Consider the following 15,598-nt stretch of genomic DNA (forward strand, 5'->3'; position numbering starts at 1 on the left):
GCGGGCATCGGATGAGGCTCGACGGAGAGCGGGGAGAACGATGGCGCGGACCCATGGGACGGCGACCGGGAACAGCACGGACGCCGACGGTCCGAGAGATCTCGGCCTGCGGGACCGGGCGGGCAGACTCGCACTCCTCCCGCTCCGGATCTTCCTCGGCATCACCTTTCTCTACGCGGGGCTCGACAAGCTCACCGACAGCCAGTTCCTCGCCGCCGAGGGCATGGGCTCGATCGGCGACCAGATGTACGGAGTGCGCGACAGCTCCGCCGTGCCCGGCCTGGTCGACCTGGCGCTCAACAGCCCCGAGAGCTTCGGCTACGCGCTCGCCCTCGGCGAGGTGGCCGTCGGCCTCGCCACCCTCGTCGGCCTGTTCGCCCGCGTCGCCGCACTCGGCGGCGCACTGATCTCACTGAGTCTGTGGCTCACCGTCAGCTGGCAGATCCAGCCCTACTACTACGGCAACGACCTCATCTATCTGATGGCCTGGCTGCCGCTGGCGCTCGCCGGAGCCTCCGTGCTCTCGGTCGACGCCCGTATCGCGGAACGGCGACGCCGGCGGGCGTAGTGCGCGAAACCCGCCACCCCGGCCAGCAGCATCCCGCCGAGGACGAGCGGGAGGGCCACGAACCACGGGGTGTGCCAGGCGCCGTCCGCGTCCCCCGCGTAGAGCAGCGCGGCGGTCAGCGCGGACACCCCGGCGATCAGCCGCCCGGGCAGAAAGCCGTGCACGATCCCCCGACGCGCTCTTCCGGCCCTCGGCCGCTCAGGAGACGACACGGGCCACCTCCACCTGTCCGACGCCCACTTCGAGATGCAGCTCAAGGGTGCCGGCGGGCTCGGCCCCCTCGGCCGCGGGCAGCGTAACCCTTTTCTCCTGGTCGGGGGAGATGTCGATGTCGTCCTTCTTCTCGCCCGGCAGCCGGATGTCACCCAGCCCCGCCTCGGCCCGCAGCACCACCGGGACCCCCTCGGGTATGAGGATCTTGAGCCGGCCGGCCCCGACCTCCGCCGTGGTCGACACCGTCCGCCCGGCCGGGACGGCGAGGCGGGACAGATCGAGCGTCGCGACGCCCGTGCCCAGCTCATAACCCGGCTCCAGCGCGGCCACCGACGCCGGCCTCCACTCCGTCCGTATCCACTGGGTGCTGATGTCCTTCGGCAGTACCGCCGCGCCCGCCAGCAGCACCGCCGTGACCATCGTCATCAGCATGGTGCCCACTCCCGTACGGCCCAGCAGCGAGCTGACCGCCAGACCGAGCCCGAACACCCCCAGCGCGCAGGCCAGCCCGATCTGGAGACTGGTGCCCAGAGGGCTGCCGTCCCAGCTCAGCCGGGTGCCGAGAAAGCCCGCGAGCAGCGCCAGCGTCAGAACCGCGCCGTCCATGCCGCGCCGGCCCCGGGTCCGCGCCTCGGCCGGACGCTCCCCGGCCGGTGCGCCGGGGGCGGGCAGCGCGCTCTCCGGGCCCCACAGATACCCCGAGGAGGACGCCGGGCCCGTGGCGCCGTCCTTCACGATCGGGTCCCGCCACCACGACGGACTCTCCGGCGCGGGCGGGGCCTTGGTCTCGGGCGGGGCGTCCGACACCGCGTGCGCGGTCGCCGGATCGAGCGGACCGCTCTCCGGCGTCACCGTGCGGCGGCGGCGCGACCACACGGCCGCCCCCGACATCGCCAGCACCAGCAGCGCGGCGAAAGCCAGCGTCCCGCTGCTGCTCAGCAGGGTCAGAAACAGACCGCACCCTATGAGCGCGAGGAACACCGCCGTCAGCGCCGCCCCCTCGACCTGCCCCGAGAGCAGCCGCCGGGCCTCGTTCTCCTCGTCGTCCTCCACCGGGATGAGCAGCCAGGCGAAGCCGTAGAAGATCAGCCCGACACCGCCGGCCACCGAGAGCGCGCCGACCACGATCCGGAAGATCACCGGATCTATGTCGAAATACCGCCCGAGCCCGCCGCAGACCCCGCCCAGCACTTTCTGCCGGGGAGTGCGGCGCAGCGGCCGGACCTCGGACGAGAGGTCCCCGTGCCCGTCGGGCACCGCTCGGTCCCCAGTGGTCGGCTCATTCATGACTCCATGGTGACTGCCGTCCGCCGCCGATGGCACCAGGACCGACCCTGGCCCGTCCCTGATATCCGGACGCGGATCCCCGGCCCCCGATCAGGGTCGGTTCAGGGGCCGCCCCTGATACCGCCCCCGGGCCCGCCGTGTGACGATCGAGTCATGCCCGCCGCCACGCCCCGATCCGCCGCAGCCTCGCGCGCCCCGGTCCCCGAGGACGCACCGCCGCGCAAGCTCTACCGCAGCGCCGACGGCCGCCTCCTCGGCGGAGTGGCGCGCGGCCTCGCCGGGCACCTCGGCCTCCCCGTCATCTGGGTGCGGCTGGTCTTCCTCGGCCTCTTCATGGCCGACGGCCTCGGCGCGCTGCTCTACGCGGTGTTCTGGATCGTCGTCCCGCTCGGCGTCGGCGGCCGCACGGCCGAGCCGCGCTCCGTCTTCGAGGTCACCGACGACGGCAGACGCAAACTGCGCAAGCCCGACAAGGGACAGCTCTTCGCGATGGTCGCGCTGCTCTTCGGTGCCGCGATCTTCATCGGCGACCTGGAGACCAGGAGCAGCGCCAACCGCTATGTCTGGCCCACGCTGCTGATCGGCGCGGGAGTGGTGCTCGTGTGGCGGCAGGCGGACAACGCCCGCCGCGCCCGCTGGACCGAGGCCAACAGCCGCCGCCGCAGGCTGTTCCAGCTCGGCCGGGGGCTCGCCGGGGTCGCCCTCGTCGGCATGGGCCTGGCCGTGTTCATGGTGGTCCGGGGCTCCGCCGCCCAGCTCGGCAATGTGCTCACCGCCGCGATAGCCGTCATCGCCGGCATCGGCCTCCTCGCCGGCCCCTGGCTGGTGCGGATGACCCAGGATCTCTCCGAGGAGCGCACCATGCGCATCCGGGCCCAGGAGCGCGCCGAGGTCGCCGCCCATGTCCACGACTCCGTCCTGCACACCCTGACCCTGATCCAGCGCAACGCCGCGGACGCGGGCGAGGTGCGCCGCCTCGCCCGTGCCCAGGAGCGCGAACTGCGGAACTGGCTCTACAAGCCGGAAGGCACCGGCAAGGACGAGAGCGAGGAGCCCGACACCCTCGCCGAAGCGGTCAAGAAGGCGGCCGCCGAGGTCGAGGACAAGCACGGCGTCCCGCTGGAGGTCGTCGTCGTCGGCGACTGCCCGCTGGACGAGGGGCTCGCCGCCCAGATGCAGGCCGCGCGCGAAGCCATGGTCAACGCCGCGAAGTACGGTGGCCAGGGCGGGGCGGTCCAGGTCTTCGCCGAGGTCGACGGTCGTACTGTCTATGTATCAGTACGGGACAGGGGGCCCGGTTTTGACCTGGATTCCGTTCCGGACGACAGAATGGGCGTCAGAGAATCGATCATCGGCCGGATGCAGCGCAACGGCGGGACGGCCCGACTCCGCCCGGCCCCCGGTGGGGGCACCGAAGTGGAGCTGGAAATGGAGAGGGCGGCGGACGAATGACGACCGAGGCAGCGAGCGGGGGCGTCGAGCGGCGGGTGCGCGTGGTGCTCGTCGACGACCACCGGATGTTCCGTACCGGAGTGCAGGCGGAGATCGGACAGACCGAGCGCACCGGAGTGGAAGTGGTCGGCGAGGCCGCCGACGTCGACCAGGCCATCACCGTGATCACGGCGACCCGCCCCGAGGTCGTCCTGCTCGACGTCCATCTGCCCGGCGGCGGCGGTGTGGAGGTGCTGCGCCGCTGCGCCCCTCTGATGGCCGCCGCGGAGGATCCCGTACGGTTCCTGGCGCTGTCCGTCTCGGACGCCGCGGAAGATGTGATCGGGGTGATCCGCGGCGGTGCGCGCGGCTATGTCACCAAGACGATCACCGGTGCCGATCTGGTGGAATCGATCTTCCAGGTCCAGGAGGGCGACGCGGTCTTCTCACCGAGGCTGGCCGGCTTCGTCCTCGACGCCTTCGCCTCCACCGACGCGCCCCCGGTGGACGAGGATCTGGACCGGCTCACCCAGCGCGAGCGCGAGGTGCTGAGGCTGATCGCCAGGGGGTACGCGTACAAGGAGATCGCCAAGCAGCTCTTCATCTCCGTGAAGACGGTGGAGTCCCATGTCTCCGCCGTGCTGCGCAAGCTCCAGCTCTCCAACCGGCATGAGCTGACCCGGTGGGCGACGGCCCGTCGGCTGGTCTGACCGGGTGCCGCCGCCCGGACTGCTCGAAGTGGCCAAGTGCGGATATGAGTTATGGCGGGAGGGCGGCGCACGCCCACCGGAATCCGTCCCTCAGTTGTCGCAGGTGACACCGGCCGTCGACAGGGAATACCACCTTCCGCCCGCCCCCGCGTGAGTGGTTGAAGCTGGATCAATTCCTGGACAGCACCCTGCGTGGTGACCCACAGCCATGGCAGTATCGCCCTGAGCAGTCGGCCAAGTTCATCACGAGTTGGCGGAGGAACCGTGAGCGGCACGTCGGTGGGGTTCATATCCAGCTACAGCGTCCCCGGGAACGGCACGGGCGGCACAGCCGGGTACGCCTGGCGAAAGTCCAGCCACAGCGTCAGCGGCGCGGGGCAGTGCGTGGAGGTCGCGGCCCGTCCCCGCGCCGTCCATGTCCGTGATTCCAAGAACATCGGCGGACCGGTCTTCGGGGTGGCTCCCGGGGCCTGGACCGCCTTCGTCGCGTACGCGGCCGAGCAGGCGGCACAGGCGGGCTGAGCCGCTCCGCCCCGCGGCCCTCACGCGGGGCGCGTCGCGCCGGCGAACGGCATCTCGTCGATCGGCGCGATCCGGATCGACGCACCGGGCCTGGGCGCGTGGATCATCCTGCCGTCGCCGATGTAGAGGCCGACATGGCTGATGCCGGAGTAGAAGAAGACCAGGTCCCCGGGGGCGAGGGCGGACCGTGAGACGCGCTGCCCGGCGCCGATCTGGGTGTAGCTGGTCCGGGGCAGGGAGACGCCCGCGGCCCTCCAGGCGGCCTGGGTCAGTCCGGAGCAGTCGTAGGAGCCCGGGCCCGTGGCACCCCAGACATAGGGCTTTCCGATCGCTCCGTGGGCGTAGGCGACGGCCTGCGCGGCGCGGGCGTTGGGAGCGGGCGGGCGGGGTGCGGTGGTGCGGCCCGTCCCCGCCCCGGGGCCGGAGGCGTACGAGGCGCGCTGCCCGGCGGTCAGCCTCCCCAGCAGCCGTTCGGCCGAGGCGAGCTTGCGCTGCACGGCGGCCTTGTTCCGGACCAGCTCGGCCCGGCGGGCCGTGAGGTCGGCCGTCCGCTCGCCGGCCTCCGTCCTGACCCGCTCGATCTCGGCCAGCTCCCGGCGGACCTTGGAGACGGCGGCGGCCTGCCGGTCGCCGACCCGCTCGGCGATCGAGGCCCGCTCCAGATAGCGGTCCGGGTCGGAGCTGAGCGCGAGCCGCAGGGAGGGATCCATGCCCCCCTCGCGGTACTGGGCGGTGGCGATCGAACCGAGCGCGATCCTGGCGCTGTTCAGACGGTCCGTCCTGCGGGCCGCCTCGTCGCGCAGCCGCTCCAGCGACTCACGGGTCCTGGCGGTCCGTTCCGTGGCCTCGTTGTACTTCTCGGTGGCCTCCTCCGCCTCCTGGTAGAGCCGGTCCACCTGGGCCTTGATCTGGGCGGGGGTGAGCGTGGGCTCGGCGTGGCCGGTGCCGTTGAGCGCGCCGGCGGTCGCCGCCCCGGCGAGCGCGAGGGATCCGGCGGTCCGGGCGGCGGGCCCGCGGAACGGATACGGCCTGGGTTTCCGGTGCTTCCGGTGTGCGGCCACGGGGGCGTCCACGTCCTTTCAAGCGGCCGGCGGCGTGCCGCCGGCGTCTGGCTCGGGTTCCGCGAGGACGCTAGACCGGGAGGTCACGGGTATGGGGCGTAAGGACTGATTCTGATCGAAGGTGTATGACCTGCCGCTCTTTCTGTGAAAAGGATGGCCACTGTGATCACCTTCTCCGTGTCACTGTGACCGATGTGGCGAATGAGGCTTACCTTCCCTCGGCGGGTGATATGGGGACGGTTAGGCTCCGCCCCATGGACGTACTCATCAATGTCTTCGTCGCCCTGCACATCATCGGCATCGCGTCCCTGCTGGGCGGATTCCTCACCCAGATGAAGGCGATAGGCGCCGGCACGGCCCGCTTCACCCCGGCGATGCTGCACGGCGCGGTGACCATGCTGGTGACGGGCGTCGCACTGGTGGGGCTGAACCAGGCCGACGGCCAGACGGTCAACAACATCAAGATCGGCATCAAGATGGCGGTCCTGGTGGTCGTCCTGGGCCTGGTGTACGTCAAGCGGGACGAGGAGACGGTGGAGAAGGCGCTGTTCGGCGCGGTGGGCGGACTGACGATCGCCAACATCTTCATCGCGACGCTCTGGACCTGAGCCCACCGCGAACCCGCCCGGACCCGCTCGCACCGGCCCGCCGGGTGACGGAACGGATCCGTCCGGCTACGGGCCGGGAGGAGCCGGGAGGAGCCGGGGCGGCCGGGACGGGACGAGGTGCGCCGATGCGGCGGCGAGTTGTCAGTGCGGCGGCCTAGACTCGGAGAGCGATGAGCAGCCTCTTTGACGACCAGTTCCTGGCGAGCCTCCAGTCCACCCCGGAGGAGCCCCCGCCGCCGCCCGAGGACCACGAGGACCACGAGGGCCGGACCCGGGAGGAGATCCCCGACGATCTCTTCCAGGGCGCCTTCGACGTGCCCCCGGCCCGTGACGCCTATCACCGCGACGGCGCGCCGAGGACCGTCGTGGACCCCGCCGCCCTGCTCGAAGGGCTCAACGACCAGCAGCGCGCCGCCGTCGTGCACCTGGGGTCGCCGCTGCTCATCGTCGCCGGCGCGGGCTCCGGCAAGACCCGGGTGCTGACGCACCGGATCGCCCATCTGCTGGCGGTCCGCGGCGTCCACCCCGGACAGATCCTGGCGATCACCTTCACCAACAAGGCCGCCGGCGAGATGAAGGAGCGGGTGGAGCAGCTGGTCGGCCCCCGCGCCAACGCCATGTGGGTCTCCACCTTCCACAGCGCCTGCGTCCGGATCCTCCGCCGTGAGTCCAAGAGGCTCGGCTTCACCTCGTCGTTCTCGATCTACGACGCCGCCGACTCCAAGCGTCTGATGGCGCTGGTCTGCCGCGATCTGGACCTCGACCCGAAGAAGTTCCCGCCGAAGGCGTTCACCGCCAAGGTCTCCAACCTCAAGAACGAGCTGATCGACGAGGAGACGTTCGCGGACCAGGCCGCCGACGGCTTCGAGAAGACGCTCGCCGAGGCCTACCGGATGTACCAGTCGCGGCTGCGCGAGGCCAACGCGCTGGACTTCGACGACATCATCATGACCACCGTCCATCTGCTCCAGGCGTTCCCCGACGTCGCCGAGCACTACCGGCGGCGGTTCCGCCACGTCATGGTCGACGAGTACCAGGACACCAACCACGCGCAGTACACCCTGGTGCGCGAGCTGGTGGGCACGGGATACGAGGATCTGCCGCCCGCCGAGCTGTGCGTCGTCGGCGACGCCGACCAGTCGATCTACGCCTTCCGCGGCGCGACGATCCGCAACATCCTCCAGTTCGAGGAGGACTACCAGGACGCGACGACGATCCTCCTGGAGCAGAACTACCGCTCCACCCAGACGATCCTCTCCGCCGCCAACGCGGTCATCGAGCGCAATGAGAGCCGCCGCCCCAAGAATCTCTGGACCAACGCGGGTTCGGGCGCGCGGATCACCGGCTATGTCGCCGACACCGAGCACGACGAGGCGCAGTTCATCGCCGACGAGATCGACCGGCTGACGGACGCCGGCGACGCGAAGGCCGGCGACGTCGCCGTCTTCTACCGGACGAACGCCCAGTCCCGGGTCTTCGAGGAGATCTTCATCCGGGTCGGCCTGCCCTACAAGGTCGTCGGCGGGGTCCGCTTCTACGAGCGCAAGGAAGTCCGGGACGTCCTCGCGTATCTGCGGGTGCTGGCCAACCCGGAAGACAATGTTCCGTTGCGCAGGATCCTCAATGTCCCCAAGCGGGGCATCGGCGAGCGCGCGGAGGCGATGGTCGACGCGCTCGCGCTGCGCGAGAAGATCACCTTCCCGCAGGCGCTGCGCAGGGTGGACGAGGCCTACGGCATGGCCGCCCGCTCGACGAACGCGGTCAAGCGCTTCAATGTGCTGATGGAGCAGTTGCGGACGATCGTGGACTCCGGCGCGGGCCCGGCGGTCGTCCTCGAAGCCGTGCTGGAGCAGACCGGCTATCTCGCCGAACTCCAGGCCTCGACCGACCCGCAGGACGAGACCCGCGTCGAGAACCTCCAGGAGCTGGCCGCCGTGGCCCTGGAGTTCGAGCAGGGCCGCGCCGAGGACGAGGGCGCGGGCACACTCGCGGAGTTCCTGGAGAAGGTCGCGCTGGTCGCCGACTCGGACCAGATCCCCGACGAGGACGAGGACGGCTCCGGAGTCATCACCCTGATGACGCTGCACACCGCCAAGGGCCTTGAGTTCCCCGTGGTCTTTCTGACCGGCATGGAGGACGGCGTCTTTCCCCATATGCGCGCCCTCGGGCAGACGAAGGAGCTGGAGGAGGAGCGCAGGCTCGCGTACGTGGGGATCACCCGCGCCCGTGAGCGGCTGTATCTGACCCGGTCGTCCATGCGGAGCGCATGGGGCCAGCCCTCGTACAACCCTCCGTCCAGGTTCCTGGAGGAGATCCCGGCCCAGCATCTGGAGTGGAAGCGGACGGGTCCGATGGCCGCGCCCGCCGGACCCACGTCCGGGCTGGGCTCGCGGCTGTCCTCGTCCACCACCGCCCGGGCCTCGTCCTCGGGGTTCGCCACCCGGCGCGGCGGAGCCTCCGAGAAGCCGGTGATCTCGCTGACGGTCGGGGACCGGGTCACCCATGACCAGTTCGGTCTGGGGACCGTGGTCGAGGTCAAGGGATCGGGCTCGGACGCCCAGGCCACGATCGACTTCGGGGACACCAAGCCGAAGCGGCTGCTGCTGAGGTACGCGCCGGTCGAGAAGCTCTGACACGCGGAAAAGCCCCGGGGCCGCTGCCCCGGGGCTTTCGCGCGGTGTTGCTGACGAGCCACTTCGTCAGGGGCTCGGCTACGTCGGGTCCAGGCCCTTGCTGCGGAGCCACTGGAGCGGGTCGATCGTGGAGCCGCCGCCCGGCCGGACCTCGAAGTGGAGGTGCGGGCCGGTGGAGTTGCCGGAGTTTCCGGCGTATCCGATGACATCCCCGGCCTTGACCGTGCCGGAACGGATCTTGGCGCTGCTCAGATGGCAGTACCAGGTCTCGGTCCCGTCGGGGGCGGTCAGGATGATCATGTTTCCGTAGGCGCCGTTGTACTGCGTACGGACGGTGCCGTCGCTCGCGGCGAACACATTGGTGCCGTACGGCACGGGGAAGTCGATACCCGTGTGCAGGGCCATCCAGTTGACGCCGGACTCGCCGTAGTAGGTGCTCAGGCCCTGGCTCTTGACCGGCACGGCGAACTTGGGACGCAGCGCCTCACGCCGCTCGGCCGCCTCCACGCGCTTCTTCCGGTCGGCCTCCTGGCGCGCCTTCAGATCGATGCGCTCCTGGGTGCGGGAGGCGCGGTCGCCGAAGTCGCGGGCCTCGGCGTTCAGGGCCGCGAGCTGGGTGTCCATCTTGTTGTTGGCGGCTGCCGTCTTGGCTGCGGTGTCGGCGACATCGGCCGCGGTCACCTTGGTGTCGTTCTTCTTGACGTCGCCGGCCCCGTCGAGACTTCCGACGGAGGCGGCGGCGATGCCCGCGACGCCCATGACACAGGCGGACGGGACGGCGATCGTGAAGAGCGCGGAACGCTTGGCGGGGGTACGGCGGCGACTGCGGCCCCCACCGGCCGAGCCGGAGCGGCGGACGGAGCGCGGGGCGACGGGCGCGCCCGCGGTGATGGGGTCGAGTTCCCGTTCCCGCTCGGAGTCGTGGCCGTGGTCCGCGTCCGCCTCGGAGATGACCGGCAGGCTGGCCGTGTCGCCGGGCCGGGGGGCCGGGGGAGCTTCGCTCTCGGCCTCACCGTGACCGGATTCGGGGCCGAGGTCGATGACCTCGGTGTGGAGATCGGCCTCGAAGCCGCTCTCGTAACCGGGTTCGTACCCCGCCGCCGCATATCCGGTGGCCTCGGCGGCGAATTCATGGGACGGTTCTGACACCGGCTCGGGGGTGACCTCCGCGCCGTACTCCGGGATGAACTCCTGCTCGGGCGCGAACGGCTGCGGTACGACGCCTTCCACGCTCGGGATCGAGCCGGTGTCCGCGCCGATGCCGCTGTTCCACGCGGTGGCGTCGTAGGAGCCGCTCTCGAAGGTCGGGGCCGTCCACTGGTCGGCGGTGTCGTACGCGAACGCGGCGGGCTCGAACGGGCTCTGCTGGGGGGCCTGGTTCCACGCGCCGGCGTCCCACTGGCCCGAGGTGTCGTAGGAGCCGGTGGTGTCGTGCGCCGGGAACTGCTGGTCCTGCTCGGGCGCGGCGTAGGCCTCGTACCCGCCGAGGGTCTGGTGCGCGCCGGTGTCCCACTGGGAGACGTCGTACTGACCGCTGTGACCGGCCTCGTAGCCGTCCTGACCGTCCGGCAGCGCACCGAAGAGCGGATCGATGCCGTAGCTGCCAGTGGGGTAGTTGCCGTGGCCGACGTGCCCGGCGTGGGCGTGCTGGTCGTTCACCAACTTCTCTCTCGCCTCGGCAGCAGGACCTGGGTTCTGGGGCCAGTGGAACTCATCGGGTCCCAGAGGGGAGCCAGTGGCCGCGACTGTACCCGGCGGTATGCGACGGCGACAATCTTCCTGAGGTTTTGGGGATTCAGGAAACGGGCATTCGACCGTCTTTCGGGGGGCAGCAGGCAGAGCTTTGGCCCTATGTTCGAAATTAGTTCGATGGTTTCGTGGTCGATTGGGCCACTGTGGCGACTTCCGTCGCCGGGTGCTCCGAGTCCGCCGGACGGGGTGTTCCAAGGGCTTGCCTGATGCCTGCCACGACGGCCGGGTGTACCGGCATCGCGAGGTGGCCGATGCCGCTGACCTGCACGTTCTCCGTGATGAGGTCGGGGTGTTCGATACGTGCCGTCTCGATCGGGATCATCATCTGATCGAGGTCGCTCCAGAAGCTCACGAAGCGGGTGCGGCAGCCGGGGGCCGGTCCGCGAAGTTCCTCGATGACCGCGGAGTCGGGTCGCATCTGACGCACGACCGGATGCGCGCTGGCCAGCGGTGCGACGGTGGTGCCGGAGTGTGGGGTGCCCAGGGTGACCAGGGTGCGCACCCGCAGATCGCCGCCGAGGCACTGAATGTAATAGCGGGCGATGAGCCCGCCGAGGCTGTGCCCCACGATGTCGACCTCGCGGCTCCCGGTGCGCTCGCCGATTTCCTCCAGGTGGCGGCCGAGCAGTCCGGCGGCGGCCCTGATGTCGTAGGTGAGGGGGGAGTAATTCAGACATTCGAGATGACGCCAGCCGTGCCGGGAGAGGGAGCGGCGGAGAAGCACGAAGACCGAGCGGTTGTCCGCGAAGCCGTGCAGCATCACCACGGGCGGCTGGTCCGCGCCGCCGGGCGGGTCGGCGGAGGCCGGATCGTCCGCTTCGGCGCCGCCCGGGAGGGGGGTGGGCCGGCAGCCGGGGTGCTCGGCGGTGAGGCCGGTGGGGTAGAGCAGCACATGCCCGGCGAGTATCGCCAGCTCAAGAGCGGTGGCCCGGAGGAGAACGGCGGGTGCGCGCAGATCGTGGACGCCGCCCAGCCGGCGGATGGCGCGTGGGTTCAGCGGGTTCAGGCTCAGAGCACTCAGACCGAGGGCGCTCAGGCCGAGCGGGCCCGGTGTCAGGCTTCTCAGCCGGAAGGCGCTCAGGGGCAGGACCTTCATGGGCCGACCTCCGTACGGCGCACGGGGACTCCGTCGTCCTCCGCATGCCCTCGCGGGGCCCCTTCGGCGCTGCCCGGGTACGGGTCCCGTCGGCGCTGTCTCCGTGTCGGCTTCTGTCCACACGGCTGCGGTGCCGTGCCGGCGTGCCGTGCGGCTCACGGCACGGGGAACGCGGCCCTGAAGCGGCTCCCTCGCGGCGCATCCGCACGGCCGGCGCGGATACGACGCATGGCGAACATGTCCCACTGTGTGATTTCCCCCTCGGGGTCCTCCGTGAAACGGCCGGGTACGAGATGCTGGAGATAACGTTCGTTCACTTGCGGTGGAGCCGGGTGTGTGGAGGCAGTGATGGGTGTGACTGGTCCGATCCGCGTTGTGGTGGCCAAGCCGGGGCTCGACGGCCACGACCGCGGGGCGAAGGTGATCGCGCGGGCGCTGCGCGACGCGGGTATGGAGGTCATCTACACGGGGCTCCATCAGACGCCGGAGCAGATCGTGGACACGGCGATCCAGGAGGACGCGGACGCGATCGGCCTGTCGATTCTCTCGGGGGCGCACAACACCTTGTTCGCCAAGGTGATCGAGCTGCTGAAGGAGCGCGAGGCGGAAGACATCAAGGTCTTCGGCGGGGGGATCATCCCGGAGGCGGACATCGCTCCGCTGAAGGAGCTGGGCGTGGCGGAGATCTTCACGCCGGGGGCGACGACCGGATCGATCGTGGAGTGGGTGAACGCGAACGTTCGCCAGCCGGCGGGTGCTTGAGATGTGAACGGTGCTTGAGGTCCGGGCCGGCCGCCCGGGCCGATGGCGCGAGGGCCGCCCTCAGGGGCCGCGGACTCCGGCGTCCGCGGCCCTCTCCGCCGGGGGAGAGGTCAGTTCGCGGTGCATGGCGGCGCGCAGCCGGAGGGTGGAGGCCAGCCGCTGGAAGGCCTCCGACCAGTAGCCCCCGGCCCCGGACGGCGAACTCCCCGTCTCGTCCGCGGCCCCTGTCAGCAGGGTGAGCCGCCCGGCCTCCGAGGGGTCCAGGCACCGCTCCGCCAGACCCATCACCCCGCTGAAACTCCAGGGGTAGCCGCCCGTGTCCCGGGCGGTGCCGAGCGCGTCGACCACCGCGCCGCCCAGCGGGCCGGACCAGGGCACCGCGCAGACGCCCAGCAGCTGGAAGGCTTCCGACAGCCCGTGCGCCGCGATGAACTCCGCGACCCAGTCGGCCCGCTCCCGCTCCGGGACCGTCGCCAGCAGCTTCGCCCGCTCGGCGAGTGAGGAGGTGCCCGGTCCGGCCTCCGAGGGAATGCCGGGCGCTCCCAGCAGGGCCCGGGACCACTCCGCGTTACGCTGCCGCACCGCCGCACGGCACCAGGCCGCATGAAGCTCCTCGCGCCAGCCGTCCATGACCGGGAGCGCCACGATCTCGCGCACCGTCCGCCCGCCGAACCTCCCCGGCCAGGTGGACAGGGGGGCCGCCGCCACCAACTGCCCCAGCCACCAGGACCGGTTGCCCCGGCCCGTCGGAGGGGTCGGCGGCACCCCGTCGCGCTGCATGGCCGTGTCGCACTCGTGCGGGGCCTCCACGGCGATGGCGGGTCTCTCGCCGCTGTGGTCCATGCCGAGGCAGGACGAGGCGCGCGCGGCCATCCGGCCGGCCAGTGCCGAGTCCGGCAGCGCCGAGAGCAGCTCGGCCGCCGCCGCCCGCACATTGCGGCTGCGGTCGGCCAGCGCCCGTTCCAGGAAGGGCTCGTCGGCGTCGGACAGTCCCGTCCGCAGGGAGTCCAGGAACATCAGCCGGTCCTCGGCCCGCTCCGTCGCCCAGCTTCCCGACAGCAGGGCCAGCCCGCCGCCCGCGTCCCGCTCCCGCACCGCCGTCAGCAGCGCGACCCGCTCGGCGAAGAGCCCCTCCGCCCACAGCCGCCGGACCGCCTCGGTATCGGTCGTCTCGGGAAGCGGCACACCTCCGCCCGACGCGCTGCGCAGCGCGAACCGCCACTCCGGGTTGAACCGGGCCAGCCACAGCCCCCGGGCCCCGGCGAAGGCGAGCACCCGAGGCCGCAGATCCGTCCGTGCCCTGGCGGCGTCCAACAGCGCCGGAAGGAGTGGCGGCGGGGGCCGGTAGCCCTGTTCGTTGGCCGTGGCCAGCCACTGGGGCAGCAGCTCCGTCAGATCGGGAGCCGCGCTCCGCCGGCCGCCCGCCGACGAGGCCGAACGGCCGGCCAGCAGCTGTGCGAGCCGGTCGCGCGCCGCCTCCGGGAGGAGCGGGCGGTCGTCGCACGCCGCCGGCTCCGGCCGGGCGGCGGCCTGCGCGGGCGACAGCCCCGCCCTCCGGCGCACGGTGTGCAGCGCCGCCGCGTCGAGCAGGGCGACGGGCGCTTCGCCGCCCCCGGCCATGACCGCCCGGGGCGGTGTACGGCGGTCGGTGCCGAGCAGGGCCGAGGTGACGAGTTCTTCCCACAGCGAGACGCTGGTGCTTCCGGTCAAGGCGTCCTCCGTACAGGGTGGCGGGGCGGCGGGAATCGGGCCGTGGGCCGGGGCGGGTCAGACGAGGGGCACCGCCTCCGGGCCGTCCCCCGACCACGCGGTCAGCGGGGTCACACCCCGGTGACCGCACTCGCCGAACACCGTCACCGGGCCGCCGCCGGAGAGCGCCGCGAGCCTCCACAGCCCGGGGCGGGAGAGCGCGGCGGGCGCGACGGGCAGCGCGTCCCCGCCGGCCGCGTCCGCCAACTGCCAGCCACCGCCGTGCGGGACGGGTATCACCTCCGCCAGGGTCACCGGCCAGGCGTCCAGCCAGGGATCCGCCCGCAGCGCGTGCCCATACGCGTCCAGCGCCGCCGACACCGGGCCGCCGCGCGGCGGCGCGTCGACCGGGACGGGCGGCCCCACCGGCTCGCCCAGCTCCGCCCGGAGCCCGCCGCCCCCCAGATGGGGGGTGAGCCAGGCCTCGACGGCCATGCCCACCGGCAGCGCCAGCCGGGGAGAGCCGCCCCCCGCGCCGAAGGACAGCAGCAGCGCGACGCGCCCCGACTCCCGCCCGTACACCCAGATACGGCGGGTGACGATCTTTCCGTCGGACGAGTCGCACTGAGCGAGGACCAGCCAATGGTCGTGGACCGGCCGGCCGGCGGCGGGCGCGGTGAGGCCGACCCTCGCGCGCACCGTCGCGGCCAGCGGCTCCGGCAGCCGGTCGACGCCCAGCCAGGCGGAGTCCAGCAGATGGGTCAGCGCGCACTCCTCCAGCAGCCGCACCGGCCAGCCGGGACCGGAGCCGGGGAGCGAGCCCAGCTCCCGCACCCGCGCGGCCAGCCCCGGGGCCTGGGCGTCGACCATGCGGGCCGCCGTCTCCTCCCACAGCCCTCGACCCGACCGCTCGGCCTCCGCCAGGCCACCGCGCAGCAGATCCGCCAGCCGCCGCTCCAGCTCCGTCGCCCCGGCGGTGATCCGCTCGGCCCGCCGCTGCGCCCTGCGCGCGGCCGCCTCGGGATCGGCGGACCTCCCGGACCGCCCCGCGCCCGGCCCGGCATCGCGTGACGCCGGGTCAGAAGCCGTCGGCGGCAACGGCTCCGAGGACCCGCGAGCCCCGGGGGCGGCAGGGTCCGGGGGCTGTCCCCCGCTCGATCGCAACATGCCCACGACGTTAGGTGCCACCACTGACAATCGGCCCTGACCTGCGCGGACGGTCGATTGTCAGTGGCGTGGTGCAGTGTGGAAGCACATCGGATCGAG

13 protein-coding genes are annotated in these 15,598 nt (G+C 71.9%); 7 read left to right on the forward strand and 6 right to left on the reverse strand.

The features are described from left to right. Window positions 1-40 precede the first annotated feature (40 nt). Window positions 41-568 (forward strand): DoxX family protein, encoded by a 528-nt coding sequence (locus tag ABD371_RS20545; protein WP_344478960.1) that lies wholly within the window; start codon window positions 41-43, stop codon window positions 566-568. Between the two features lie 198 nt (window positions 569-766). On the opposite strand, the gene ABD371_RS20550 is transcribed toward ABD371_RS20545, so the two are convergent. Beyond that, entirely contained in the window at window positions 767-2,068 is a 1,302-nt protein-coding gene (locus ABD371_RS20550) for a PspC domain-containing protein (RefSeq protein ID WP_344478962.1), read from the reverse strand. 153 nt (window positions 2,069-2,221) lie between these two features. Here ABD371_RS20550 and ABD371_RS20555 point away from each other — a divergent pair, with 153 nt between their 5' ends. The 3 genes from ABD371_RS20555 to ABD371_RS20565 all read left to right on the forward strand — a co-directional run bounded on the left by ABD371_RS20555 (window position 2,222) and on the right by ABD371_RS20565 (window position 4,731). After that, a complete protein-coding gene (locus tag ABD371_RS20555) occupies window positions 2,222-3,520 on the forward strand; it encodes a PspC domain-containing protein (protein WP_344478963.1) in 1,299 nt (432 codons plus the stop codon). Beyond that, on the forward strand, window positions 3,517-4,209 hold the full coding sequence (locus tag ABD371_RS20560) for a LuxR C-terminal-related transcriptional regulator (protein ID WP_344478965.1): 693 nt from the start codon (window positions 3,517-3,519) through the stop codon (window positions 4,207-4,209). The genes ABD371_RS20555 and ABD371_RS20560 overlap by 4 nt, the downstream gene beginning before the upstream one ends. A 264-nt stretch (window positions 4,210-4,473) precedes the next feature. After that, a complete protein-coding gene (locus ABD371_RS20565; protein ID WP_381734035.1) occupies window positions 4,474-4,731 on the forward strand; it encodes a DUF397 domain-containing protein in 258 nt (85 codons plus the stop codon). 20 nt (window positions 4,732-4,751) lie between these two features. Here the strand turns inward: ABD371_RS20565 and ABD371_RS20570 are convergent, their stop codons facing one another. After that, a complete protein-coding gene (locus tag ABD371_RS20570) occupies window positions 4,752-5,792 on the reverse strand; it encodes a C40 family peptidase (protein ID WP_344478967.1) in 1,041 nt (346 codons plus the stop codon). A 254-nt stretch (window positions 5,793-6,046) separates the two neighbouring features. Between ABD371_RS20570 and ABD371_RS20575 the strand changes: the two genes are divergently transcribed. Further along, window positions 6,047-6,400, forward strand: coding sequence for a hypothetical protein (locus ABD371_RS20575; protein ID WP_344478969.1), 354 nt, complete (start codon window positions 6,047-6,049; stop codon window positions 6,398-6,400). A gap of 170 nt (window positions 6,401-6,570) precedes the next feature. Next, on the forward strand, window positions 6,571-9,033 hold the full coding sequence (gene pcrA / locus ABD371_RS20580) for a DNA helicase PcrA (protein WP_344478971.1): 2,463 nt from the start codon (window positions 6,571-6,573) through the stop codon (window positions 9,031-9,033). Between the two features lie 78 nt (window positions 9,034-9,111). On the opposite strand, the gene ABD371_RS20585 is transcribed toward pcrA, so the two are convergent. Beyond that, the gene (locus ABD371_RS20585; protein WP_344478973.1) at window positions 9,112-10,692 is read right to left on the reverse strand and encodes a M23 family metallopeptidase; all 1,581 of its coding nucleotides are present in this window, start codon (window positions 10,690-10,692) and stop codon (window positions 9,112-9,114) included. Window positions 10,693-10,894: 202 nt separating this feature from the next. After that, a complete protein-coding gene (locus ABD371_RS20590) occupies window positions 10,895-11,881 on the reverse strand; it encodes an esterase/lipase family protein (RefSeq protein ID WP_344478974.1) in 987 nt (328 codons plus the stop codon). 348 nt (window positions 11,882-12,229) lie between these two features. Here ABD371_RS20590 and icmB point away from each other — a divergent pair, with 348 nt between their 5' ends. Further along, complete coding sequence (gene icmB, locus ABD371_RS20595; RefSeq protein WP_190121636.1) at window positions 12,230-12,643, forward strand: coenzyme B12-dependent isobutyryl CoA mutase small subunit; 414 nt, start codon at window positions 12,230-12,232, stop codon at window positions 12,641-12,643. Between the two features lie 60 nt (window positions 12,644-12,703). Here the strand turns inward: icmB and ABD371_RS20600 are convergent, their stop codons facing one another. Both ABD371_RS20600 and ABD371_RS20605 read right to left on the reverse strand, forming a co-directional pair. Further along, on the reverse strand, window positions 12,704-14,353 hold the full coding sequence (locus ABD371_RS20600) for a DUF5691 domain-containing protein (RefSeq protein WP_344478977.1): 1,650 nt from the start codon (window positions 14,351-14,353) through the stop codon (window positions 12,704-12,706). A gap of 57 nt (window positions 14,354-14,410) precedes the next feature. Next, a complete protein-coding gene (locus tag ABD371_RS20605) occupies window positions 14,411-15,499 on the reverse strand; it encodes an SWIM zinc finger family protein (protein ID WP_344478980.1) in 1,089 nt (362 codons plus the stop codon). Between the last annotated feature and the right edge of the window lie 99 nt (window positions 15,500-15,598).

Origin of the sequence: Streptomyces amakusaensis, from assembly GCF_039532665.1 — a bacterium.
GTDB lineage: Bacteria > Actinomycetota > Actinomycetes > Streptomycetales > Streptomycetaceae > Streptomyces > Streptomyces amakusaensis.